The organism is Microbulbifer maximicatervae (SeqCode) (assembly GCF_052468155.1).
The window spans coordinates 4,459,982-4,483,946 of sequence record NZ_CP174335.1; the positions used below are offsets into that span (position 1 = coordinate 4,459,982).

At 47.8% G+C, this 23,965-nt stretch carries 20 protein-coding genes; 10 read left to right on the forward strand and 10 right to left on the reverse strand.

Annotation, left to right across the window (positions count from 1 at the left end):
* Positions 1-359 precede the first annotated feature (359 nt).
* Positions 360-2,642 carry a TonB-dependent receptor gene (locus ACJJIY_RS19030; protein WP_445358624.1) on the reverse strand — a complete coding sequence of 761 codons (2,283 nt, stop codon included), beginning with the start codon at positions 2,640-2,642 and terminating at the stop codon, positions 360-362.
* Between the two features lie 385 nt (positions 2,643-3,027).
* On the opposite strand from ACJJIY_RS19030, the gene ACJJIY_RS19035 reads away from it, so the two are divergent.
* The 6 genes from ACJJIY_RS19035 (at position 3,028) to ACJJIY_RS19060 (ending at position 8,277) form a co-directional block, all read left to right on the forward strand.
* The gene (locus ACJJIY_RS19035; protein WP_282933309.1) at positions 3,028-3,384 is read left to right on the forward strand and encodes a hypothetical protein; all 357 of its coding nucleotides are present in this window, start codon (positions 3,028-3,030) and stop codon (positions 3,382-3,384) included.
* 366 nt (positions 3,385-3,750) lie between these two features.
* A complete protein-coding gene (locus tag ACJJIY_RS19040; protein WP_445358625.1) occupies positions 3,751-4,017 on the forward strand; it encodes a phytanoyl-CoA dioxygenase family protein in 267 nt (88 codons plus the stop codon).
* A 268-nt stretch (positions 4,018-4,285) separates the two neighbouring features.
* A complete protein-coding gene (locus ACJJIY_RS19045; RefSeq protein ID WP_444905674.1) occupies positions 4,286-4,630 on the forward strand; it encodes an ArsR/SmtB family transcription factor in 345 nt (114 codons plus the stop codon).
* Positions 4,631-4,916: 286 nt separating this feature from the next.
* Positions 4,917-6,350 (forward strand): hypothetical protein, encoded by a 1,434-nt coding sequence (locus ACJJIY_RS19050; RefSeq protein WP_445358626.1) that lies wholly within the window; start codon positions 4,917-4,919, stop codon positions 6,348-6,350.
* Positions 6,351-6,528: 178 nt separating this feature from the next.
* The gene (locus tag ACJJIY_RS19055) at positions 6,529-6,789 is read left to right on the forward strand and encodes a hypothetical protein (protein ID WP_444905675.1); all 261 of its coding nucleotides are present in this window, start codon (positions 6,529-6,531) and stop codon (positions 6,787-6,789) included.
* Positions 6,790-7,059: 270 nt separating this feature from the next.
* Positions 7,060-8,277, forward strand: a complete 1,218-nt coding sequence (locus ACJJIY_RS19060) for a phytanoyl-CoA dioxygenase family protein (RefSeq protein ID WP_444905676.1) — start codon at positions 7,060-7,062, stop codon at positions 8,275-8,277.
* Between the two features lie 8 nt (positions 8,278-8,285).
* Here the strand turns inward: ACJJIY_RS19060 and ACJJIY_RS19065 are convergent, their stop codons facing one another.
* Entirely contained in the window at positions 8,286-9,362 is a 1,077-nt protein-coding gene (locus tag ACJJIY_RS19065) for an FAD-dependent oxidoreductase (RefSeq protein ID WP_444905677.1), read from the reverse strand.
* Positions 9,363-9,488: 126 nt separating this feature from the next.
* On the opposite strand from ACJJIY_RS19065, the gene ACJJIY_RS19070 reads away from it, so the two are divergent.
* From ACJJIY_RS19070 to ACJJIY_RS19080, 3 genes are all read left to right on the forward strand, one after another.
* Positions 9,489-10,121, forward strand: a complete 633-nt coding sequence (locus tag ACJJIY_RS19070; protein ID WP_445358627.1) for a LysE family translocator — start codon at positions 9,489-9,491, stop codon at positions 10,119-10,121.
* An 87-nt stretch (positions 10,122-10,208) separates the two neighbouring features.
* On the forward strand, positions 10,209-10,955 hold the full coding sequence (locus tag ACJJIY_RS19075) for a metallophosphoesterase family protein (protein ID WP_444916166.1): 747 nt from the start codon (positions 10,209-10,211) through the stop codon (positions 10,953-10,955).
* A 46-nt stretch (positions 10,956-11,001) separates the two neighbouring features.
* Positions 11,002-11,358 (forward strand): DUF4870 domain-containing protein, encoded by a 357-nt coding sequence (locus tag ACJJIY_RS19080; RefSeq protein WP_444905680.1) that lies wholly within the window; start codon positions 11,002-11,004, stop codon positions 11,356-11,358.
* A 101-nt stretch (positions 11,359-11,459) separates the two neighbouring features.
* Here the strand turns inward: ACJJIY_RS19080 and ACJJIY_RS19085 are convergent, their stop codons facing one another.
* From ACJJIY_RS19085 to ACJJIY_RS19110, 6 genes are all read right to left on the reverse strand, one after another.
* Entirely contained in the window at positions 11,460-12,230 is a 771-nt protein-coding gene (locus tag ACJJIY_RS19085) for a zinc-dependent metalloprotease family protein (RefSeq protein WP_444905681.1), read from the reverse strand.
* 232 nt (positions 12,231-12,462) lie between these two features.
* Positions 12,463-13,140, reverse strand: a complete 678-nt coding sequence (locus ACJJIY_RS19090; RefSeq protein WP_444905682.1) for a protease inhibitor BamI-like protein — start codon at positions 13,138-13,140, stop codon at positions 12,463-12,465.
* 612 nt (positions 13,141-13,752) lie between these two features.
* Positions 13,753-14,700: a hypothetical protein gene (locus ACJJIY_RS19095; protein ID WP_444916165.1), complete on the reverse strand. Its 948-nt coding sequence runs from the start codon at positions 14,698-14,700 to the stop codon at positions 13,753-13,755.
* Between the two features lie 284 nt (positions 14,701-14,984).
* The gene (cobN, locus tag ACJJIY_RS19100; protein ID WP_445358628.1) at positions 14,985-18,926 is read right to left on the reverse strand and encodes a cobaltochelatase subunit CobN; all 3,942 of its coding nucleotides are present in this window, start codon (positions 18,924-18,926) and stop codon (positions 14,985-14,987) included.
* Positions 18,927-18,928: 2 nt separating this feature from the next.
* The gene (locus ACJJIY_RS19105) at positions 18,929-19,282 is read right to left on the reverse strand and encodes a DUF2149 domain-containing protein (RefSeq protein WP_413665264.1); all 354 of its coding nucleotides are present in this window, start codon (positions 19,280-19,282) and stop codon (positions 18,929-18,931) included.
* Positions 19,282-19,812, reverse strand: coding sequence for a MotA/TolQ/ExbB proton channel family protein (locus ACJJIY_RS19110; RefSeq protein ID WP_413665263.1), 531 nt, complete (start codon positions 19,810-19,812; stop codon positions 19,282-19,284). The genes ACJJIY_RS19105 and ACJJIY_RS19110 overlap by 1 nt, the downstream gene beginning before the upstream one ends.
* Positions 19,813-20,041: 229 nt before the next feature.
* Between ACJJIY_RS19110 and ACJJIY_RS19115 the strand changes: the two genes are divergently transcribed.
* Entirely contained in the window at positions 20,042-22,213 is a 2,172-nt protein-coding gene (locus tag ACJJIY_RS19115) for a TonB-dependent hemoglobin/transferrin/lactoferrin family receptor (RefSeq protein WP_413665262.1), read from the forward strand.
* A 96-nt stretch (positions 22,214-22,309) separates the two neighbouring features.
* Here ACJJIY_RS19115 and ACJJIY_RS19120 read toward each other — a convergent pair whose 3' ends face one another.
* Positions 22,310-22,897 (reverse strand): SRPBCC family protein, encoded by a 588-nt coding sequence (locus ACJJIY_RS19120; protein ID WP_444896778.1) that lies wholly within the window; start codon positions 22,895-22,897, stop codon positions 22,310-22,312.
* 305 nt (positions 22,898-23,202) lie between these two features.
* On the reverse strand, positions 23,203-23,961 hold the full coding sequence (locus tag ACJJIY_RS19125) for a LysR family transcriptional regulator (protein WP_445358629.1): 759 nt from the start codon (positions 23,959-23,961) through the stop codon (positions 23,203-23,205).
* Positions 23,962-23,965 lie beyond the last annotated feature (4 nt).

Consider the following 23,965-nt stretch of genomic DNA (forward strand, 5'->3'; position numbering starts at 1 on the left):
GCCACTTTTTAGTCAGAACGTCAACATACAGCTAGCAATAGGAATTGGAGTAACTACTCATAACCTAGTAGAACTATCTCCCACTGCCAATTTAAATTTGTATACGAACGTTAAGGTTTCACACCTGCAATGACCTTAGGGCTCTCCACCTCGACTCTAATTTCGCTTCATGAAAGCAGTTTAACCACATACTTTATTGGGGAGCCTCCGGAAGGATTTGGGTTAGACCACAAAGATCGAAGCTTCATTATTTGTATGGATTTGAAAATGGATTGTAGTTAAATTTTTCAGGCAATAAAAAAGCCGCACACTGGAGAAGTGTGCGGCAAAGCTTGGAAGCCTATGGGAGAGGCATGAGGTTAAAAATCGTACGCGAAGCTAAGCTTGATATTGCGCGGTAAGATGTAGCGGACATTAGACGCTAGCGGATCGCGGGGATCACCTTCGGTGATACCATCTTCATCAGTTAAGTTGTCCACAGCCAACTGGACAGTAATATCATTGATATAAGCCACCGCACCCAGGTCAACTTTTGTATAGGCTGGCAAAGTTATTTCATTGTTGCTTCCATTAAAGCGATCACCTACCCGACTGATATCGGTATACACAGCCATATCAATGTCATTCAGTGTGAAATCATAATTCTGGCTCAGGCGCACCTGGTATTCAGGCTGACGCATAACCTGGTTGCCTTCATATTCACCACTCGTGATTTCTGGCTTTTGCAGGGTAGTATTTAACCCAAAGGTGAAATCTCCCCAGTGAACTTTACCGTCCAATTCGAGACCAAGCGCCTCAGTCTCTAAACGAGCACAGGTACTGCTGCCAATGATACAGTCAGGCATGCCCTGGGTTTCGTTGTAGAACAGAGTCGCAAAGAGGGAATAATCTTGCTCCTGCAATTTATAACCCAGTTCGTATTGGTCAATGTCGATTACAAGGTCAGACCCAGCAATGAAGCTATCACCGAACTCACGATAGTTGTCAAAGTCTGCGAACTTAAAGCCGGAGTTTATACGGAAGAAAGTGCCCATATTTTCGGCAAAGGCCCAGTCCACTGCGGCAGTATAAGCAGTGCCATCTTCGTCCGCTTTATAAGTGGTAAAATTGCCGTCTCGCTCACCATGATCCACGGAGTAATTGGTTTTGCGGTTTGCGGAACGCACGCCCAGATCGAAGGTAAAGTCCCCTAAGTAGAACTCACCGGCGACATAAAGCGCGTTTTCACGGGCATCACCCACGGCATCCACATCATATTTCCAATCACAAGTGGAAATATCTGCGGATGTATTACAAGCGAGATCACCAGTTAGCTCAGAGCCATCAGCAGTTCCTGTGATCAGCTCCCCATCTTGACCCAGTACGTAGTATTTCTGGTTACCCAGGGACCACCATTCATCAACTTCCCAGCTTGAGGTGTAATAACCGGCTGTTACTTTAAAGTTATCCCACTCTTTTGCCAGGCTAATGTCATTTGTCGTAGCCTCGATATCTTTGCGTACTACCCAGGCACCAAACTGCTGTACCACAGTATCGCCACTAAGTTCGTTTCCAGAGGCGGTTACTACTGCTTGATCAGTAAGAGAATTCAGCGATACAGGCGCACTATTAGGAACAAAACCCAAAGTATCAGCGTTACCTGCGGTAAGTCCAAAGCGTTCGGTGAGACTCCATCCATCGCCCAGGTCTAGCTCCAGATAAGCACCGGCTACATTACCATTCCACCCGCGCCCTTCGCCCATATCGAAAGTTTCCCAGGTAGTTTCTGAGCCGCCATTACCGTCAGCCTGAGTGATAGGTACAGAAACCTTGCGATTACTGGGGCCTACCTGAGTGTAATCTGTTTCCAGAAATGCAGCATTGGGCAAATACCAGGTACCAGTATCTTTTGTATCCCGGATGTAAAAACCCGCTTTGCCGTTATCCATCTCTTTGGTGATGTGCAGGGTAAATTGATGCCCTTCTTCCGCATCAAAACCCGCATCGCGAATACCCGGGGAGGAAGATACGTAGCCCCCGATCATATAATAAACATCATCTGCGAGCTTACCAGTCATGAGGGCATCTGTTCGCTGCAGATCATAGTCAGATAAAGTGTACTTAAAGCGCCCCTCTGTCTCTTCAGTACCCTCTTTTAAGATAAAGTTGGTAGTCAGACCTGGCTGGCCATTGGAGAAAACCGGATTGGGTCCACCGCGCAGAGCTTCCACTCGCTGAATAGTTTCATCGACACGAAATAGAGAAGAGTTTTCTAAAAATGAGAGTGTTGGCGCTGGATACAGAGGCAATCCATTCATGGATACCGTGACAAAGGGTGCATCACTACCGCCGGGGAAACCGCGAACATCGATATTTGCCCCAGAAACACCGCCAGAGCTCTCAACCCACAGGCCTGGAACGGACTTCAACAGGTCTGCAGTACTTGAAGGAGAGGCTTTGCTAATCTCATCATCACTTAAAGTTGTGATAGAAAAGCTGGCATCCAGCTTACGCATGCCTGCACCGCCAGGGGTGCCTGTTGTGATGACTTCCTCCATCACCATATCGTTTTCAGGGCTAATTTCTTGGGCTGCGGCATAGCCGCAAAGACCAACGGAGAGCGCGGCCATGGATACGGCCTGCGCCAATGGTTTCTTGCTCATCAACTCTTCCCTCTCGTCGTCATTCTTATCTGTTCTGATACTGCGGTGCTATTTTTATAAAGCTTTATGAAATCGATTGCATAAAGAGTTGCTAAACGCACTTGATGCACCGTGCTTTAACTATAATGCGCAAATGCAATCGATTGCAAATTGAATTAATGGCTAGATTTGAGTGACTAGTCATCCGTAAGGCCATCGCAGATCAAGATTTGAGGGGTAGGGGCAGATTTTCTGCCATTGATAGAAGATCATATTTGGAAACTACACCCGGATGTTCTTAGATTTAGTATGTAGGGCTGTCCAAATGTGGCGCCAAATTATTGATTCTAGAAGCATTCGGCGACGAGTGGTTCCATGCAAGTGCCAAGCGGCCGGGAGAGTTATCGTGGAAAAAGGCAAGTGCCAACAGGCGGAGCATCATTCACATACCCATAACAGCCACTGTGGCCACACAGCCATTCGCCACGGGGACCATATCTGCTACCTCCATGACGGCCACCTACACCATCCCCACAAAGACCACTACGACGAGCACGTCTTGGAAGTAAGCACCCAAAACCCGGAGGGTTGCCACCCTGTTACAGGGGGCTATGACAGCTCCCATGTCCACGGCAAAAACTGTGGCCATGAGCAGGTTCCCCACGGAGATCATGTTGACTACCTGGTTAACGGGCGGCTTCACCATGTTCATGGTGATCACTGTGATGACCATGGGCCGGTCGAACTGGCTAAACATCAGTAAGCCTGCTAGCCAAAACTTGGCGAGGCCAAGATTTATAGCAACCCAAAGTTCTCTGGGCGCCGATCACATAAGCTGAGATTTTATTTCTACTGACGGCGCCCTTTAATGTGCAGATCACATTTTAGCCGCTATCTATGCCTATGCCATTAAATAAACTACTTCGAATTTGAGGCTCAGATCAATTCATTAATACTAAAGACTTTTGCATTAAAAACTCCTGAAATAAAAATCTCTAGGCAACCTAAATGAAAGCTCCACCGAAGAGAAAGAAAAGTACATTGGCCAACCTGTTTTCTAGTGCTGAAGACGAAAGTTGTTGCCAAGCAATTCCTTTTTGGTGAGATCTTCTAAAAAGCGGCCATCCTTTTGTTCAACACAAGGGAAATTATTGAAGAAGATCTCTTTGGCGACCTGGAAGTAAAAGACCTGGAAGTGAAAGCCGGCGAATGCCTTATTTTCTCACCCCTAATTATGCACACATCCTTTGCAAACACATCAAAAGATAAATCTCGATTTTCGTTTGCCATGAGGTATACAGCTAATCACGTAAAAGTTGCTCCTTATGGCAAAGACAACATTTCAACCATTGAGGGCCTGCTGGAATTCACATTGCAATTTTCAGGTGTTTGGTAAAGATTCTTATGGCTACAATGAAATCCGGGATGATGATGCGTCTACTTCAGAATAGATATTACCCCCCTCCTGGTGTGGGCAATTAGCAGTAAAAGCGTTATTTCGGTAAGTTTGGTAATATAGTTTAAAGAAATATAAGTAATGCAGCTTCCTCTCAATACCCTAAACAACTAGTAGCAGCACTAGCTTGAGCAGTCGTCCACACGACACTTTATCTTTAGCACTAAACTGTATATATTTCGACAAATATAGAACTTATGACCAAATCATGATGGAAATCGAAGAAGTAGCCAAATCGCTCAAAGAGCTGGGACACCCAACCCGCTTGTTGATCTACAAAAAAGTAGTCAAAGCCGGACTACCGGGTATTCCTGTAGGCAACATCCAGGAGCAATTAGATATCCCCGGATCAACCCTCTCCCACCATATTTCCAGTCTGATTTCGGCAGGATTAATTTTCCAGCGACGCGAGAGCCGCACCCTCTACTGCGTAGCCGAATATCAGCACTTGACTGAGGTTATTCAGTTTTTACAAGATGAATGCTGCCACGATGATTTCAATACACCGATAAAGTGTCCTGATATCAAGTGTGCGGTACCGGATCAGCACTGAACAATGTCGCTCTTGCTTCGGGCGCCCCCTATCGATGGAGCGTCCGAACTTTCTTCTCTTCACCCCGATGGATACATTTAGGCCCTAAATTCTGCTTCAAGCACCGCTAGAATGACCATTTACAGAAATAGCCAGCTTTAGTTGGCTCCCTTCCCTTGATACCTTTCTTGGATACCTCGGAAATAACTCGAACACACACCTTTACTTAACACTTATATTTCCATTATTCTAGAAATATCATATAATCTGAGTTGTGCCCCCCAGCATACAAAGGCCAGTGGAAACCATGAAAAAGAGCCATCCAAACGCCATTCAGGCAGCCAATGAAGCGGTAGAGTGGGGGCTTGCCCATGGCCTGGCTTTCAAATCTAGTCGTGGCTCAGCGAGCCATGTTCCTTTTAGCCTTACCCCAAGTACTATCGCCCTGGAACGGTTTGAGACGTTAAAGAAAGCAGTACCCCTATTGGGAAAGCTGATCCATCAAGTCTCAGAAGATCACCAATTTCTTCACGAAGCTATCAGGCCTGTTGCACATGGAGACCCGTTTTTCGGTGCCTTACTCGCCATGCATGGTCAAATAAAAAATGCGCCCCGCCTCCCCCTCCTGATTATGAGAAGTGACTTTATGGACGATGAGAGCCAGGGACCAAAGCTCATTGAGTTCAATGGAATCGCAGCAGGAATGGGGCCCTTTGGGCAGCGTATTTACGAGTTGCACCAATTCATCCGCTCGCAAAGTCCTGAGACCTATTCCGATTGGTCCAATACTTCGAACGGCCAACCTATAGAGAACCCAGCAATTGAGCGACTCTCCCAAGGCCTTGCCGATGCGACAAGAGCCATCAAAAGCGAGTTTGGAGATGGTGGCAGCCCAACATTTCTAATGGTGATACAGGAGCATGAAGACAATGTCTTCGACCAACACCTTCTTGAATTTGCCTTAGCTGAAAAAGGCATTCGTACGGTACGAAAGACCTTTCGTGAACTCAAAGCGGGCCTGGTAACAGGCCCCAACAATAGGCTCTTGCTGCAAGGAGTAGGCCCTGTAGATTGCGTGTATTTACGAGCCGGCTACAACTACTGTGATTATGTCGCCAAAGACCTGGATAGCGAGCGCTGCTGTGAAACACTGATGCAATCGCGAATTTTGCTTGAGAGCCATCGGATCGCAATTAATGCAACCGTAAGCCAACAACTGGCTACCAGCAAGCGTGTACAAATGATCCTTTCGTCCATGTCAGTAGAAATGCTAACCGGATTCAATGTATCCCAGGATGAAGCGGTTTTAATCAAGTCATTACTTGGCGACATGCAACCAATTTCATCAGAAACGATAGAATGGTTCGGTCAGCAGAACGCCTCTAAGTGGGTGCTCAAAAATCAGGGAGAAGGCGGCGGGCACTGTGTCTTTGGCCAGGATATCAAGCTGAAACTCAAACAGCTCTCAGTAGACGAATACCCTGCCTGGGCACTAATGCCACGCTTGAGCCCGCCTCCTAGAAGCAACCCCGCCCTGGTAGTCAGAGACTCTGAATTATATTTAGTAGGCGATTTAATCAGTGAAATAGGTATGTTTACGGTTCATTTCAATGGTCAACCAGCTACTTCAGAACAAGGTTTTGCCGGCTACTTAGTTCGAAGTAAATCCTCTCAGGAAATGGAGGGTGGCGTGCATAGTGGCAAGGGCGTTTTAGATTCACTGATATTCAATATCGCATGACAACATCACAAGCATTCCGTAAAAGGATCTCTTGGCACCATAAATCACACTTCAAAGCGGATGAAAATACATTAACAAAACCTATTATGGCTATTCGTTACATGATATAGATCATATTGTAGAGGCGCCTAAGGTCCTTGCTCCAATGATAGAACCAAACCACCACTCATGTAGCTCGATGAAAGCACATGGCGCTGAGGAACTATCCCATCATAATAAGGGATTTTATATTGCTGGTATTAAATCCTATGGTCGGGCACCTACTTTCCTAATGCTGACGGGATATGAGCAGGTTCGCTCTATTGCAGATGAGCTGGCAGGAAATTATCAAGCTGCTCGCAGGCTGGAGTTGAATTTTCTTGGGGATGACACCAGTATCTGCCAGAAAAATGAAAACCGTGTTTGCGCTAAAGAATCAGCAGCATCAAACTGCTGCTAGTAACACAGAATGCCCCAACAGGTCCTAAATTTGGCAATCAATAATCCTAGCAATTGATTACCAAGACCTGGGCCAATAATACCCCCCTTTCTCCCATAGATCATGTCGTCTTCCTCGACCTAGGATACACTCCAAACTATTGCGCCAACAGGCGGTTCAGTAATTGCCTAGTATTAATGAACGAATAATGACACCTAAAACAGGTTCATGACAGATTCAATATTGACCCCAAATTTTGCCTGACAACCTCTTAATCGCAGGAATAAATCGGTGAGCGATACACTAAAAAAAATGTTCAGAGGAATGAGCAACCTGGCGGACACTGCTAATTTTCCAATCTCAAATATTCAGCACCTAAAAATATTAGCTGGAGTCACAACAATACTACTTTATCGAGTATTCATCCTACCCTGGCAGAAAACTAAAAAACAAAAGCTATTAGAAACACTTGATCAGCTAAAAGACTTAAAGATAAACCTACCAAGAAAATGGTCAAATGCAGGGGGAGATGACAACTTTTTTCTCAGCGATGGAGACCTCTCGTTTTTTGAGCAGAATGGATATCTCCCCCCTTTCCAAGCAATTGACAAAAAGGGGGCCGAACAACTGAAGGTACTGGCCCTAGAGGAGTACGACAGTGATTTCCAGGGTACTTGTTATTTGGGGCAGCATATTCCCCAAATAGAGAAGAAACATGGACGCTGGTCAATAGACTATGCGGGATTGTACCAAGCACTGCGACTTAAGCCATTTCGGGAGTTGATCCGAAAGCCCCAAATATCCCAACGTCTCGCCAGCCTTCTCGGACATGAAGTTTTGTGTTGGCGCAGCCAGTTCTTTCATAAATTACCAGGAACCGACGAAACCCCTTGGCACCAAAATGCAACTTTTAGAGAGGCCGGGAAATATGCGAAGTTACAACCTACTCAAGAAACTTCTCCAGCAATAATCCAACTAAATGCTTGGGTTGCTCTCACAGATTCCACCCCCGAAAATGGATGTTTGCGGATACTGGCAGGCTCCTTTACCGACGCCAGGATCGACTATCTTTATAATTTTACGCCCAATAACAAGATATTCTACTTATCCTTACTACCCCTGTCGCCAGTTTATCTATACCACGCAGTAAAGGTCGCTTTTTATGGAAGGACGTTTAACAAAAGTGCTCTTGTCCTATTTACTGCTCTCAAGTTGATTGGAGAAGATTTCTTTGACCAGTTCGAAGTAAAGGATATTAAGATGAAGGCTGGAGAGTGCTTGATTTTCTCATCATTAAACATGCATGCCTCATACCCAAACAGCAGTAAGACTCAAGGGCGATTTTCCTTTGTAGCAAGATGCACTGCTAACCACGTAAAAGTAGCCCCTTATGGCAAGGACATGTATTCAACTGACGAGGGTTTAATTGAATATGATATTCCCGACGTCAGCACTTTCCAGGTCTACGGCAATGATACCTATGGCTACAACAAAATCCTTAAGGAATAACCAACCTCTTAGAGCTTTGTCAGGTTTTGGATATAGGCATGTCGCACTACAGGGAAAGTTACAATAAGCTTTGCCAGAATACGAACCAACTCTATATTCACCCAGGCATTTGAACTAATAATTCGTCTAATAATTTCTGTCTTCCGGATAGTCGCCGCGCCTATTTTATGCCTCTCATCAGAATAACTATCTACTGTGCCGTTTATAATGGCATCAACCGCAGCTATCGCATCGGCAATACCCAGGTTCATACCTTTACCACCTACCGGAGAATGGCAGTGAGCGGCATCTCCCACTAAAAGTACGCGCTGGGAGCGATAACTTTTCGCCTGGCGAATGGAAATTTGAAAACTACCGGAGCGGCGGATATTACTGATGTTTAACGGTTGATGTAAGGCTGCTAATGCATCTGGCTGGGTAGCAACTACTCTTAATCGCTGCTTCCCCATGGGCAAAACAATCGTAAATTGATTGCCGGGCTTCTGAATATCTACACTAATCAAGTCAGGGTCACACTTCTCCTCTGTGTCCACATCAGCAACCCCCCAGGGTTGTGGCAAATCTATACCCGGAAAGGGAATGCCCAGCTTTTCACGAATTGTTGAATGAACTCCGTCAGCAGCAATTAACCAGTCAAAGCATTCGACACTGCCGTCAGACAGGGTGACTTCCACTCTGTGCTCACTAGAGCCCACCTCAGTAGCGGCAATACCGTATTCAACTACAACACCCTGCGTGAGCAGAGCGTCCTTCAAGATCTCCTCAGTGCGATTTTGCGGTAACCCAAAGCCCACATACTCTTTATATGCATCGCCCCGGTTGTCCAAAAATAACAGCGGCCTACCCGCTTGAAGATATTGAACTTTGCAGAGTCGCATCGCCTCAGAGACCAAATTATCTGAAACACCAACCTTAAGAAGGCGCCTGATGGTGCAGGGAAAAATACCGACTGCCCGAGAGAGTTCACTGGGCTTGCTACGGCGTTCAACTATTCGGCATTTGATTCCATAGAAAGACAAAGCACAAGCTGCCGCCAACCCCGTTGGACCCGCACCAACCACTAACACCCGGTCTATATGGCTCACTGGTACCATTGCACCCTGTCGTAGAACTCACTTCTATTGTAGAAGCCAGGGAAAAAGCAAGGCACGGCCATCATAGAAGTAAGCTCACCTGCTGTGATAAAATCGCAATTTCAGGGCACCCCTCATATGATCGACCTCAGTATTTTACCCGCCTTCTTGATCGCAGCGATTGTTCTAGCGGCCTCCCCTGGTCCTGACTTACTGTTAATATCTGCTTACTCTTCGGCTCGCGGATTTACTGCTGGAGTAATGATCTCGCTGGGCATTTTTACTGCTGGGATAGTGCAAACGGCGCTAGTTGCTCTCGGACTCGGACATATCATGCAGACGATGCCTCTGGTGGCAATGGTAGTAAAACTGGTGGGAGCCGTATATTTAGCTTGGCTTGGATTGTCACTCCTTCGCAATTGGCGTTCAAATAAAGTGGCACAAAATAACCAACCAGATACCGTGGCACTGTCGGCAGCACAGCTGATGGCCCGAGGCTTGCTCAACAACCTAATGAACCCCAAAGCCCTACTTTTCTTTAGCCTTTTCCTGCCTCAATTTACCGTGTCATCCCAGGCAATCACGCCCCAAATCCTTGTATTGGGCGTACTCTTAAGCATTACAGCGTTGGCTTTTAACACCCTGGTATCCCTATCGTTTAGCAAGCTGGGAAAATCTCTTGCTACACAGGCCAATATTCAGCGGCACCTGGATGGTTTTCTTGGAGTTATTTTCCTCGGCTTGGCCTCTCGCCTGGCTTTTGACCGCTGATTTTTTATAGTTTTATGGACGACAGGAAGCTTTCTGTGAAAATATAGCAGCAGTCAAAGTACTTTCAGCAGTCCAGCGGAGAGCTCAATGCGAATAGCGGTCCTGTCTGACATCCATAGCAATGTTTATGCCCTCGATGCCATTGTTGCTGATCTAAAAAAGAGAGGCGCCGATCTAACGGTGAACCTGGGTGATATTTTATATGGCCCTATTGCGCCACGACTCACCTATGAACGCTTAATGGAGCAAGGTTACACGACAATTCGCGGTAATCAGGACCGGCAAATATATGAAGCCACATCTACCGAAATAGAAAGCAACCCAACCCTGCAATTTATTCTGAAAGACCTTGGTGTTAAACCACTATTATGGATGAAGCAGTTACCACCCAGCTTACAAATCACCGATGAAGTCTTTCTTTGCCATGGAACACCCAGTAGTGACCTCATATATCTGCTGGAAGATACCAGCAGCGGCCGCCCCCAGATACGTTCCAACCATGAAATCCTCAACCTCCTTGGAAAGATTTCCTCAAAAGTCATTCTATGTGGGCATACACATCAACCACGCTGTATCTCTGTCAGTAGTGGCCAGCTGGTCTTAAATCCAGGCAGCGCTGGGCTACCTGCTTATACTGACAGTGAACCGCAACCCCATATTATGGAAACCTTTAGCCCCCATGCGAGTTACGCCCTGATAGAGAGAAGCAAAAATGGAGCCTGGAGCGCAGAATTTTTTAAGGTAAGTTATGACACAGATAAAGCTGCCCGAGCTGCTATTGCGCAAGGGAGAGATGACTGGGGTTTTTATCTGTCAACCGGAAGAGCCAGCTAGGTAAGTCAGCTTACACAGGACATTGGATCAAAAGGAAAGTCGCTAAATGGAAGATTATCGCCCTTGGGATATGGAACTAAATACCTTCATAATGCTGCTTCATCTAAGTCAATTGGCTTGGATCGTAATTCCTGGTGCTGGTTTTGTTTTACCCATTATTATGTGGGCAACAACAAGGGACCGCTCTCAAGAAATCGATAAACACGGCAAGATGATATTTAACTGGATGTTAAGCCTGCTTATCTATTCTATAATTTCCGTCATAATGATATTTTTTGTTATCGGTATTTTGGGGCTGATTGCATTAGCAATAATCAATGTTATATTTATTGTGATTGGTGCAATCCGGGCCAATGAAGGCCTATTCTGGCGCTACCCACTCAGTATTCGGTTTTTTGGTTAATTAACCGTTCTTTTCAGATGGAAAATCGGGAGAGCACCTCCCGATTTCCCTTGGCTATAAGCCAGTAATCTCTACAATTACTTTCAGCAAATTAGTGCCGATTAGTAGTAACCAGAGAGATCATCAGTGATAGGACCGAGAGCACGGTAAGCGTTTGAAACGTCTACGCCGTTTGAGCGCTCACCACAGGCCAAGCCACCACACTCGTACCAGTCAGGATCAGAGAACCAATCGTACTGGGTAACGTTTTCGCCGTATCTCCAAGGGTAAGCCATGATGGTAGAGAACTTGTTGTCTACACCGTGACCCATACCGTAAGAGTAAACGCCACCAGAGGTATCACCCTGCTTGGTTGAGTGAACCAGACCCATATTGTGGCCCAGCTCGTGAACGAAGGTGTTATAACCACAGTCAACGCCAGTTACGCTGTAAGCACGCTCTTTTGCGCTGGAGTACATGGTGCCATTGCTACCCTGTCCAACCCAGGCAATACCACAGGTAATGTAAGTATTGCCGTCGATTACGGTTTCTTCAGCTTTACCCAGGAAAACCACCATATCCGCCTTTTCAGAGGATCGCCAGTTATTCACAGTGTTGTGGAAGGTAATCAGGTCCAGGGTCTCTTCGTTTACACGAAAATCTGAACTGGAAGCTTGCCAGGTGTCTACCAGGTTCAACTGGATATCAACACCATTCCTTGAAAAGGAATTGTTGGCATAGCTGATATAGTTATCGATTTTGGCTGAGATATCACCGGTATACTCCGCAGCTGGTGCAGTGTACATAATAGCGATATCGACAGTATCGGCACTCGCAGCGCCAGAAACGGTCAGTGCTGCAATAGCAGCAGCCAGGCTTTTCTTCAGGTTCATTATAAGACTCCTTTTATTATAATAAGTAGTGCACACTCCTCCCCCAGCAATTAAATAAAATTGCTGCCCAAAGGAGTAACAATACGCTTTTAATACCCTGACTCGATCAAAAAGCTATCCCTAGCCTTTTAACCGCCTGAGGAGACGAGCCCCCGGTATCTGCAGGATTTTCTTGGGCCTTCCTTTGCCTGACTATTAACTCAAAGCATAATTACCTTGAATCAATTTCTTCTTATTTGAAGTCGTTTAGCGGAACATCGTCATCCGACCAGGTCTTTTCACGAGGTGCTTCCGAGGACATATCCTTATCGTGTTTCTCTACGTGGTTTTTAATTAATGCACCATTAGGCGCTATCCACGCATAACTACCCTGAGCTTCCATAGTATATGATCCGGAAGGTAAGTTTAGTTGTGCATAAACAGAATTTGCTCCGAGCGTAAAAGTTGCGCCATGCAGGCGAGTCATCCCCGGAAAATTTAATTGTAGGCTTTTGTTGCCGCTGGCATGCTCTTCGATACTGCCAACCTGAGCATCGTAATCACCTTCAATACCTGGCAAGTCAATGTCGACGTAATCACCAACAGTGAGATTCCGGAGCATATCAATATCCAGCTCGAGATAGGTTTCACCATTGAGATCTACGGGTAGGCGACCATTTTCATGAAGAGCTTCCCTGGCCAGCTCTGACTCAACCCAAAGTGCTTTTTCTTCATCACTTTCGAGGAGCTCCTCTTCACCCACCTGAACCTCCTCAGGTTTAAGCGGCTCTGCTTTTTGAGCAGATTTACTGATAGCTGGCTTGGGCTTTTCTAGCTCAGCGACTGGTTTTTGACCTTCAGATTGGCTTTTGGCCCAAACGAAATACCCTGCTGCCACTGCAATGGCGACGAGAGGAATTATTTTTCTCACAAGCTTTTCTCTCAAAATAATGCTACGTGCAACGGCAAAGCACGTCCTATCGACAGCTTAACCAGCCCTACCTCATGTTGGCATCTTTACGATTCTTAACATTCGATATTTAGTTGAGACGATCGATCCTAATTATCACGCAGCTTTTTTTTGGGAAATTTTTCACATAATTTTCATAAAAATTGAACAGAATCTAAATTATTTTTCAAAACTGTGGGGAACGTCGGAATTAAAGCAGACATATTTCACGAAAACCCTTTTTACACCAAATTAGTTCAAGCCAAATACCAGTGGCGAGATTCCCCCAAATACGATCAGGAGTCACCTACAAAAAACCAAAAAATAAGTTTCACAAGAAACAAATTTGGTAGATTTTTAAGCAGAATTAATAATTTCAGTGTACGAAAGGCAATAGAAGAAAAAAGTTGAAGCTCAAATTTCTATTCCATTTTGGAATGGAATTTTCTGTGAGAAAAAGTGAATATAAGGACAAACTGGAAAATCGTAACTAGGCAGGCAATTCAGACAATCTATTTATTCTTGGCTGGGTAGAGATAAAGCTGTGCGCAGTGACTTCAACGCACAGCAATTAATTGGCCAATGACGACACTGTTACTCAACTCGATAGCGCAACAACACCAAATTATCCAGGACTATGTTTTTTGACCAGATAAATTTAGCTCCACTGCCATAAAACTGTTCCCGAAAATTCATATACGCGTTTTTATTGTCCACACCTATCTGCTGCTCCGAGTACTCTGTCGCATAAGGCCAAGAAAGATAGCGATCGTCGACTTTCCAATTTTTCGGAATATCCCAGTGCAGAGAATAGACTTGTGCACCTGGTTTTGGGGGCCTCTCAGCACAGTCCGAGGAGGTTCGCTCTTCTCCCCGCTCTTTCAAGCACCCCAAATCATAAATAGGTGCTGTATAAAAAGTTTGTGCATGCCACTTTGAATTCGTCTTGGTACCATCTGAAAAGCTTGCAATAAAGCCACCGTCACCGGCATGGGTGCGGACACCTCTGTTACTCTCTGTGCCTTCCCCTAAGTTCTCCTCCCAGTCAACCGCTTTTACAGCGATATCGTAGGGTCTCTTCACCCTGAACTTAACCACACTGGAGTTAAACGGCGTAAATGGAACCGGATCAACAGCAACTAACTTGCCATTGATATATAGCTCAAAATAATTGTCAGCAAAGATATAACCGGTAACCACCTCACCTTCTTTGTCGATATCGACCACCGGTACCTTTGTAAGATCAATATCATCCAATGAGGATGGAGTGACCCCAGAGCACTGGTTATAGAGATCCGCAGCAAAGTACCGCTTGCTGTAATTCACTTCAGCCGGAACGGTAAAGGCTTTGCCCTCTACCTGCTTCACCCCCATTGGCGACAACCGGGAGCGACCGGAAGCACAGGAAAACAGGTTCTCCGTTTCTACTTTGGCAGAACCCCCAGCCACCGCCCCATTGCTCGAGTAAGGGTTTTCCAGAGACCAGGCATTTGCCGTAATCGATATAAGGCCCAGGAAGGCCGCCTGATATCGTTTTCCCATCGTTCCAACCTCCTTTCAAGAGACAGCTTTAGTCAGAAGCTCACCAAGCTGTAGCCCTATTAATCTGACAAGCTGCAAGCTTAATGATTTACAAAGTAATCAAAATGCACTTTTCACCTTCTATATAGAAAGCTAACACAGTAAGAGAGTAATAGTTGCCGGGGTCAACAATTCTTAACCCAGTAGCCGAGGCAGCTTTAAGATTATTTACACGAAAGGGGTAAAACAGAGGGGGGTTAACGGCACCCGGCCTTAAGCAGATCGGGTGCCGTTAAAGAAGGGCATTAAGCGGGCTTGGTTCGCACCCACTTATGATCAAAGAAACCGCTGACAAAGCCAGCCAACACTATAGCCATCAACAGTAGCCATATCAGCTTTTCCGGCTTATCACTGGGAGTCGGCTCTGCAACCTGCTCCAGCTTCTGGCCACTGACCTGTTGCGCAGCATTGGCGCTGCTAACCTGAGGGTTATCCAATACCTGGGCATTGGCCAGGGCCGCAAGGCCGAACCCTAGTGCCTGCTGATTGACGAATTCCTTGAACTTGTCATTGTCGGTAGCCACATCAAACTGATTTGCCAGCTCGGTGTAGCTCTCTACCATTTTCTCCAGGGTTTCAGGCTTCGCATCCCAATACCCCTTGCGCACCGCTTCCAGCATTCGCTCCAACATCTGGGCCAGGGCCTCGGCATTGTGCTCTTCGAAGAATTCGCGCATGTCCATTTCATATTTGTCATCCACGTAGACTTCAAACATTTCCTGCCATTGGTCGTCGCGAATAGTTTCCGGGGTCATTACTTCCCAGCCCCACATATTGTTGACGCGATCCAGGATAGCGGTAGCACCTGCGTAGCCGGAGTCCTGCATCGCCTCAATCCAGCGGGGGTGGAAGTAACGGCTGCGCATTTCCTGGTTAACGAACTCCGCAAGGGTTTGCGCTTTTACGTTATCTTTGCGACGCAAATTGGACACATACATTTCCGGCGTTGCGCCATCCAGATTGCGAACCGCCAGACCGATACCGCCAAAGTATTGGAAGGGATCGTCATTGGTCATCATGGCGTAGAGGTTGGTGGAGCGGGAAAAAATTACCCCATCAGTGCCAGACAGCACCTTGCCGTACAGCTCAACACTGCGCTGATCCTCGCTCCAGCGGGATTCATCTTTGCCATAGGCAAAGCCCATACGGCGCATATAGAGGTCAGCGAGCTTGTCATCCCCCTCCCAACTGTCAGAGGCCAGGCTGGCGGCGGCAAGGCCCGTTCCATAGTTGCCGCTTTCATTGGAGAAGATACGCACCGATGACAAATAGCGAGCATCCTCTTCACTGTTGCCGTCTTCCAACAGTTGCTGTTGCAATGCCTGGCTGTGGCGGTAGACAAAGTTATTGTCTTCTTTCATCTGCGCCACTTTATCGATGGCTTCTGCCAACCACAGCATCACGTTGGGGAAAGCATCCCGATAAAGGCCTGTCGCAGAGATTACGACATCAATACGCGGGCGCTTTAATTCCGAATAGGGAATAACTTCTGTACCGGTAACATTGCCCTGCTGGTTCCACTTGGGTTTTAGGCCCAGGGCGTGCAGGATCTGGGCTTCCAGGGCTCCCTGGTGGCGCATGGTTTCAAGGGACCACAGGGAAAATGCCAACTTGTCCGGGAAGCGGCCATGCTTTGCATGGTAGTCAGCAATGGTCTGGTCCATCAGCTGTACACCAGCTTCATAGGCTTCCTTCGACGGCACCTTAGCCGGGTTAAAGCCAATCAGGTTACGGCCGGTGGGCACCGCCTGTGGGTTGCGAATCGGGTCACCCCCATGGCTTACAGGAATGTAGTTACCATCGAGTGCCGACATCAGGTTTTCCAGCTCGGCAATTTTGGCAAAGTTATCGGAGTATTCCCGGGCCTGGTCCAACTGGGCCTGCAAGGGCTCAGGAACCTGCTCCAGCTCACCGCCCTCTAGGAAGGTATCCAGCAACTGGAACCCCGCCTGCGCTTCCAAAGCCACAACATTGCGCTCGTCCCGGGTTTGCTCTTCCGGCAAACGCAACCCGTGCTCCACCTCATATTCATCCGCTGCGGTGATAAACCCTTCACCCAACATTTGCAGGATGGTGCTGGTGAGGTGTTCAGTTTTGGGCAGCTGACCAAAACGATGGATGCCCAGCGGCTGGCTCATCTCTGCCAATTGACCCAAATGATCCTGCAAGCGGCTCAGTTGGCCATCAAAATCCGCACTTAAGGCTTCAGCACTGATTTCCAGATCCTTGAGCATATTGAGCTCTTCGGCCAGACCGATAATACGCTCTTGGGTATTGGCCCGGGTCTGCCCCTCAGACAATACCAGGTAATTGCCAATTAACTCGGACAACTCAGCCACTTCCGCATATAGGCCCGCTTTCGCAAAGCCTGGGGTTAAGTGGCTGATCATGGTGGCACGGCCACGGCGCTTGGCCTGCATAGCCTCTCCCACATTATCGATAATGTAGGGGTAGAACACCGGGATATTTCCCAGGGCCAAACTAGGTGCATCGTAAACCGACAGGCCCCGCTCTTTGCCACTGAGCCACTCCTGGGAGCCATGGGTTCCCAGGTGAATATAGGCATCGGCACCAAAGGTTTCCCGCGCATAGAGGTAAACCGCCAGGTAGGCGTGATTCACCGGGGTTTTCATATCGTGGTATAGGGAAGAGTGATCCTTGGCATTGTCCGCGCGAACGCCTTGCGGCAACACAATCAAATTGCCGAGGGTCATCCGGGGAATAACAAATGCAGGCTCGCCGTTATGTTCGGCCAACATGGCATTGTCTTCTGGCTTGCCCCAACGCTCTACAATAGGATCCCGCACAGTTGCAGGCAGTTGGTCAAACCAGGCTTGATAGGTGGACAGCGGCATCCAATCAGCCAGCCCTTTATCGATCAAGGCTACGCTGTCTTCGCGACGATAATAAGGGCGCAACAACTGCCCGGCCCAATCGATAAGGGTTTTTGAATCCCTGATATGTACCTCATAGCCTCTTTCGCGCATTGCCTGGGCAATCGACTCAATTGAGCTGGGCACATCCAGGAAAGCCGCACCGATATTTTTTTCCCCGGGCGGGTAGTTCCAAATAAACGTTGCCACCTTTTTATTGGTGTTGCTTTGATAAACGAGGGAGGCGTGATTCCAGGCGCGCTCTATCAAGGCCTGCATCTGTACATCCATCACTACTTTATTGCCGTCTTTATTAGCAGCGATAATCACCGGATCGATGCTGCCAGTATCTTCAGGCATTACCAGGAAGAATGGAGTCAGGGATGGAGATACACCGCTATTATCAGCAAAATATTCTTCTTCACTACCCTCGGTGTAATTGAGCGCGTGAATAACCGGCACTCCCAACTTCTCAAATTCAGCGCGGCGCTTGCTGACATAGTGCAGGGAGCGGTAATTAATCATCAAGTCAACACGGGTATTGCCGCTTTCGGTTTGCAATAATTCTGGATAGGGAAGCGGCAAGTCTTCGCCTTCAAAGAAGAAGGCGAAAGCCTTGGCACCTTTAGCCTCAAGACCATTCAACAGGGTGTCGACAACCTGCTGCTGCTCGTAATCCACCACGGAGCGATGGATGGCCACGGCAATCACTGGTTGCTGCTCAGCGGGCTTTAACCAGTCAAAGAAAAATTCCTCTTTATCGGTGACAAGCTGCTCCAAGCGGGGATGATAAAAACCCACCTTGGGTACAATTATCGGTTCCGGTACTGAGCCACTGGAAAATTCAAATACCTCTGCCGACAAAAACTGCATCATATGACGGTAGTTTTTGCGGCCCGCATTATTAAAATAAGCGGCAATCGCCCGATGCTCGAATTCTGCCAACCCCTGGTTCATGGACTTATTATCTGCATCCCCCAGGGAAATCACCGGAACTTGCGGATGCTTGGCCAGCATTGGCTGGAACTTGCCAAACATAAAAGCAGAAAGCGCCGGGTTGATGCCATCCAGCATTATCAGTTCAGCGGAAGACCAGGCCAGGTCAATTTCCTCATCGCTCTTACCTTTGCTGTTAAAGATCTCCAGCTCAAAGGGTTGGTCTGCAGAGAGATCAGTCAGCAATGTACCTTTTGCCTTGGCCGTGTGGCTCGACATCATCAAGAGTACTTTGGGTTTATCGCTGGCCTGGGCAAAGGTTGCAAAAGCCAAGCTCATCAACAGGCACATAAAACGTGCCCACAGTTTATTACGCACCACTAATTCCCCCCCGAAGCTTTTTCACCGGCTGGAGCATCTTTACCTTCCCCTTCCGGTACATAAACCAGGCTGCCATCGGCCATCTGGTAAGCCACTCCCGCACGGGTGCCCTCCCCTGAGCCAATTTCCCCGGTGGATTTGTATTGTTTGATTTCCTTACCGTCCTTGACGATCACTTCCATATTGGGTTCGCCGGCATTTTTAATCACCGTGACCTTTTCATTGGAAAAAACGTTCAAGGGATTTTGCGCAATGGCAATCAGCAGCGCGGCGATAATGACCAGAAACACATCGATCAGGTTCACCGCACTCAGAATAGGATTCAGTTCTTCATCTTCATCGAGGAAGCGCATCAGTCGGCCTCCTTCAGCTTGCGGATATTGATCAGCTCAGAGGCAAACCAGCGTTTTTTCACTGAGGCAGGCCAAAAGGTAATCGTGGAAATTACCAAGCCCCAGATCACAGCGGCGAAAGCAATAATAAGGTTTTCACTGATTCCCTGGATATTGCCATCGGCCAGGGCGCGAAGTGCCGGCCCCATGGGAATCATGGTGGCAATCAAACCCAACATGGGCGCGATCCGGGTAGCCATGCGCAACAGTTCCAGTTTTCTTAACGCAAAAACTTCCAGTTCGTCGTCACATGCCAAAGGGTTATTCACATAAAAATTGTGCACCTGGTAGCCCGGCAGGCGCTCAACCCGACCTTGCTTCAATGCCAACCGATAGGCTCCGGCATTTTTACGGCGAAGCATCCACAGTGAAATAAAGCGCCCGGCGGCATAAAGCGAGTAGATAAAAAGTACCAGGATCGCCAGTAATACTGGGGCCATAAACAGGTCGGCCACATCCGCCATTAAGGTCTCAATTGATTGAATATTCACTGCAAGCCTCCCAAGCCCCACTATTGATGCCGTTCACAAATTTGAGCGGAAAGTACCCAAAGAAACTTTTAAGGTCAAATTTAATCTAATTGATATTGATTCGCATTTACCTTTACATTTTAATAAGTATCCATATAATCTCGCTCCGAACTGGTCGACAAGACCAAGCGAAAGGGCAACCAGAGACCCTTAACGAGCAGACCGAATCAACGACATCAAGGAATTCACCATGAAACGTCGCCCACTAGCAGCAGCCATTTTGGGCTTAGCCTCCGCCTCAAACCTGTACGCAGAGACCCCGACCTCTCCGTCCAGCAATGAACTCGAGCTGATCGTCGTCAGCGGGCGCGCAGAAAAACCCCTGAAAGACGTTGCGGGCAGCGTTTCCGTGGTGACCAATGAAGAAATTGAGCAGCTTCAGCTCAATGACATGAACCAACTGTTCCAATACGAACCTGGTGTTGAAGTAACCGGTGAGGCTGGCGGCGCGCAGAATATTCTGGTGCGCGGCATGGGCGGTGACCGTGTACTGATTATCAAAGACGGTATGCGGGTGAACGAGGGTTATGGCGCCAATGGCCAAAACGACATTATTGGTCGCGGCTTTATTGAAGTGGACACCCTAAAGCAGGTTGAAGTTGCCAAAGGCGCAGCCTCCTCCCTGTACGGTTCAGACGCCCTTGCCGGTATCGTAGTGTTCACCACCAAAGATGCTTCCGACTACCTGGAAGATGGCGAGCAGTTTGGCGGATCTATCAAGACCGGCTACAACGGCATCACCAGCCAGCACAATGTTTCCCCTACCCTTGCCCTGCGCACCGGCAATTTTGAGCAACTGCTGCACACCACCTTCCGCGATGGTGAAGAACAACAGAACTACGACGAAACCCAGGACCCCTTCGAGATTGAATCGAAGAGCATCCTGTACAAAGGTAAGTACAACCTGGGTGGCGAAGACTTTATCAGTTTCAGCATCGACCACTGGAACCAGGAAACTGTCGGTGACAGTGCCGATGGCCTGCTGTATTACTTCCGCGGACTGGCCGACTACGGCTACAACATCGTCGCTGAACAATCTGTTTCCGACAAAGAGACCACTGCATACCAGCTCCGCTACCACAGCGAGACTCCAACTGCGATTTACGATCAGGTAAATATCAGCTTGTACAACAACAAGTCTGAACAGGAAGACGAGCAGTACGGGCAACTGGACATCAACGCCCCCATGTTCGGTGTGATTGAAATCCGCGACATGTGGGAAACCGGCCTCTACCGCCAGGACACTATCGGCCTGCTGTCCAACGCCAGCAAAACCCTGAATGAGACCCACACCCTGGGTTACGGTCTGGACCTGGAGCAAACGGAGAGCGAGCGTACCGTTCACCAATACCGTGAAGTTGCGGGTAGCTCCACCCTGGACTCCACCACCGAGAAATTCCCAGAAAACGAAGTGGCGCGCGCCGGCCTGTTTATCAATGACGAAATGTCATTCGCCAATGGCCAGCTGACCGTTACCCCGGGCCTGCGCTACGACTGGTACGAAATGGACCCCAACGGTGCATTGAAGTCTGATGACACTCCATTTGCCACCATTGAAGAAAGCAATGTTTCCTTCAACCTGGGCACGCTGTACCGAATCAATCCGAAACTGTCCGCCTTTGCCCAATACGGACAGGGCTTTAAAGTGCCGGCCTACGATTTAGCCTATATCGAGCATTACCTGCAACCTACCTCCGAATACATCTACGAGGTTCTGCCCGCCGACGATTTGTCACCAGAAACCAGTGACACCTTCGAGCTCGGCCTGCGCGGGCACCTGGGCCCTGTAGCTTTCAGTACTGCAGCGTTTTATACCGAATACGATGATTTCCTGGAAACCACTTTAATTCACCAAGAATCTGTAAATGGTGATGACGGCAGTTTCTCCCATGTATTTGAACAGTACCAGTACCAGAACATCGAATCTGTCACCATCAAAGGTATAGAGGCGAGCGCCAGCTGGTACCTGTCTCCAACAATCGAGTTGTTTGCAAATGCCAGCTACCAGCGCGGCGAAAACGACACCACCGGTGAATACCTAACCAGCATCAGCCCACTTTCTGGCGTGGTCGGTGCAAGCTACAGCGGAGCCAAACTCTCCAGCCAGATACTGGTGCGCTGGGCAGACCGTATGGAAAAAGTGAACGACGGCGCTACTGAAACTGCCGGTTATGGCACTGTAGACTGGACCCTGGGTTATCAGGTAATGGACTCCATGTCTGTGAACTTGGCGGTTAACAACCTGATGGATAAATACTACGTTCCCTACCTGAATGTTGCAGGCTGGGATGAAGGTAGCGATCTTTCTGTCAATGCGGCGCCGGGACGTACTTTCTCTGCGTCAATCAGATACGATTTTTAATTAACGAGTTTTACACTCTCCTATCTCGCAAATAAGTCCCTTGATGGCCGTACTCCCATGCGGCCTTTTTTTATTTTGCGGCGTCAAAAAATACAATTAATCCGTGTAAATCTTCTCCATCATTTCTTTCACTTCCGCCTGGTATAGCCGCAACGCTTTTAACAGCTCAAGTCTGAACAGCGGCATATAAAGCAAGTACACTAGCTGATAAATTGGGTTCGCAGAGTGCATTTTGAAATAACACTGTCTCTCCCAGTGACTTGCCCCACCCTTCATTTCGGTAATGGTGTAACTGAAATGGCCGGTGATGTGTTTAGTAATTGGTAAAAATAATAGAACCAGCGCACCACCGTAAATCGTCTTCCCCTCCCAGGAAATTTTGTTGGGCCGCTCATAATTTATTAATTGATGCTTCATTACGTGGTAGCCAGTAATCCCCCAATATTTTTCGATCGCCACGCTACCTACAGTAGACTTATCGCCCCCCAGATTGTATTCCGCAAATAAAGTGTTCGGATATTTGCTTTCCCAATTTCGCAGGTCTACCACATAATCAAACAAGGCTTCGGGTGGAGCTTGTATAATGGCCGCATTTTTGTAGAAGTAGGACTTGTCTTTAAAATACAGCACCAGGCAAATCAACACATACAGAATAATTACCGCATATATGATGTCTAGTATCATCAACTGCCTCCACCACTAAAAAACTTAATACCGGCACTGATATAAATGAACTAGAAAGTCACAAGTCTAATTATAGAAGAATAAAAAAATGCCAGAGCTTTACGGCCTGAATTCAAAATAAATAAAGATAACAATCAATTTGAGAGGGGCGATTAAATCCTCGCAGAAGTGGATATAAATTTCATGGCCAAACGGTCTGCAAATACCGTCACCCGGCGCGGCTGGGCCCGGCTTGGGGGGAACAACATTTGAAGTGGTACCGGCGGTGGAGTGTACTCTTCTAACAGGCGAACCAGCCTGCCCGCCTAGATATCCGGCCCTACATCCAGTTCTGATTTTAAAATAATGCCATTTCCCTTCAGGCACCATTGGCGAGCCAGTTCCCCGTCATTGGTCACCCGGTCGCCACACACCACCACAGTTTGCTCACTCCCCGATCCATCGCGGCCATCGAGAAAGCGCCAGTGGTTATCCAGATTTTCACCGAAACGCATTACCAGACAGTTGTGACCCTTCAGGTCCCCGGGCTTTTGTGGAGTACTTCGCTCTTGCAAATATCTGGGAGAAGCGCAGAGGATGCGCTGCTTTTGGCTCAGGGTCCTGACCCGAAGTGAACTGTCGGTGATTGCACCGAAACGCAAGGCAATATCAATACCCTGACCGACAATGTCCACATAACCATCAGACAACAGCAATTCAATAGAAATAGCCGGGTGATCCAGTAAGAAGCGGTCAATTTCCGGGGCCACAATCGCTCGCCCCAAGTCGCAGGGGGCACTTACGCGAATGCCACCTGACAGAGTCTGCGCCCCTGATCGAATACGGCTTTCAAGGTCATCCACTTCACCCAGAATCTGTTTAGCACCCTCAATCAGGGTGCGCCCTTCCTCTGTCAGGCTAATTGCCCGGGTTGTTCGATTCAGTAACACCACACCGAAGTGCGACTCCAGTGCCGCAAGGCGCTCGGAAACCCTGCTGGAAGATAGGCCCGAGTCCCGCGCTGCGGCGACCAGACTACCTTTATCAACAATTTGCAGGAACAACTTGAGATTATCTATCAGCATTGAT

Coding starts and splice junctions, on each gene's coding strand:
- ACJJIY_RS19125 (WP_445358629.1), bottom strand. CDS start 23,961: ATGCTGATAGATAATCTCAAGTTGTTCCTGCAAATTGTTGATAAAGGT.
- ACJJIY_RS19050 (WP_445358626.1), top strand. CDS start 4,917: ATGAAAAAGAGCCATCCAAACGCCATTCAGGCAGCCAATGAAGCGGTA.
- ACJJIY_RS19120 (WP_444896778.1), bottom strand. CDS start 22,897: ATGATACTAGACATCATATATGCGGTAATTATTCTGTATGTGTTGATT.
- ACJJIY_RS19075 (WP_444916166.1), top strand. CDS start 10,209: ATGCGAATAGCGGTCCTGTCTGACATCCATAGCAATGTTTATGCCCTC.
- ACJJIY_RS19095 (WP_444916165.1), bottom strand. CDS start 14,700: ATGGGAAAACGATATCAGGCGGCCTTCCTGGGCCTTATATCGATTACG.
- ACJJIY_RS19105 (WP_413665264.1), bottom strand. CDS start 19,282: ATGCGCTTCCTCGATGAAGATGAAGAACTGAATCCTATTCTGAGTGCG.
- ACJJIY_RS19115 (WP_413665262.1), top strand. CDS start 20,042: ATGAAACGTCGCCCACTAGCAGCAGCCATTTTGGGCTTAGCCTCCGCC.
- ACJJIY_RS19045 (WP_444905674.1), top strand. CDS start 4,286: ATGATGGAAATCGAAGAAGTAGCCAAATCGCTCAAAGAGCTGGGACAC.
- ACJJIY_RS19080 (WP_444905680.1), top strand. CDS start 11,002: ATGGAAGATTATCGCCCTTGGGATATGGAACTAAATACCTTCATAATG.
- ACJJIY_RS19085 (WP_444905681.1), bottom strand. CDS start 12,230: ATGAACCTGAAGAAAAGCCTGGCTGCTGCTATTGCAGCACTGACCGTT.
- ACJJIY_RS19055 (WP_444905675.1), top strand. CDS start 6,529: ATGAAAGCACATGGCGCTGAGGAACTATCCCATCATAATAAGGGATTT.
- ACJJIY_RS19070 (WP_445358627.1), top strand. CDS start 9,489: ATGATCGACCTCAGTATTTTACCCGCCTTCTTGATCGCAGCGATTGTT.
- ACJJIY_RS19030 (WP_445358624.1), bottom strand. CDS start 2,642: ATGAGCAAGAAACCATTGGCGCAGGCCGTATCCATGGCCGCGCTCTCC.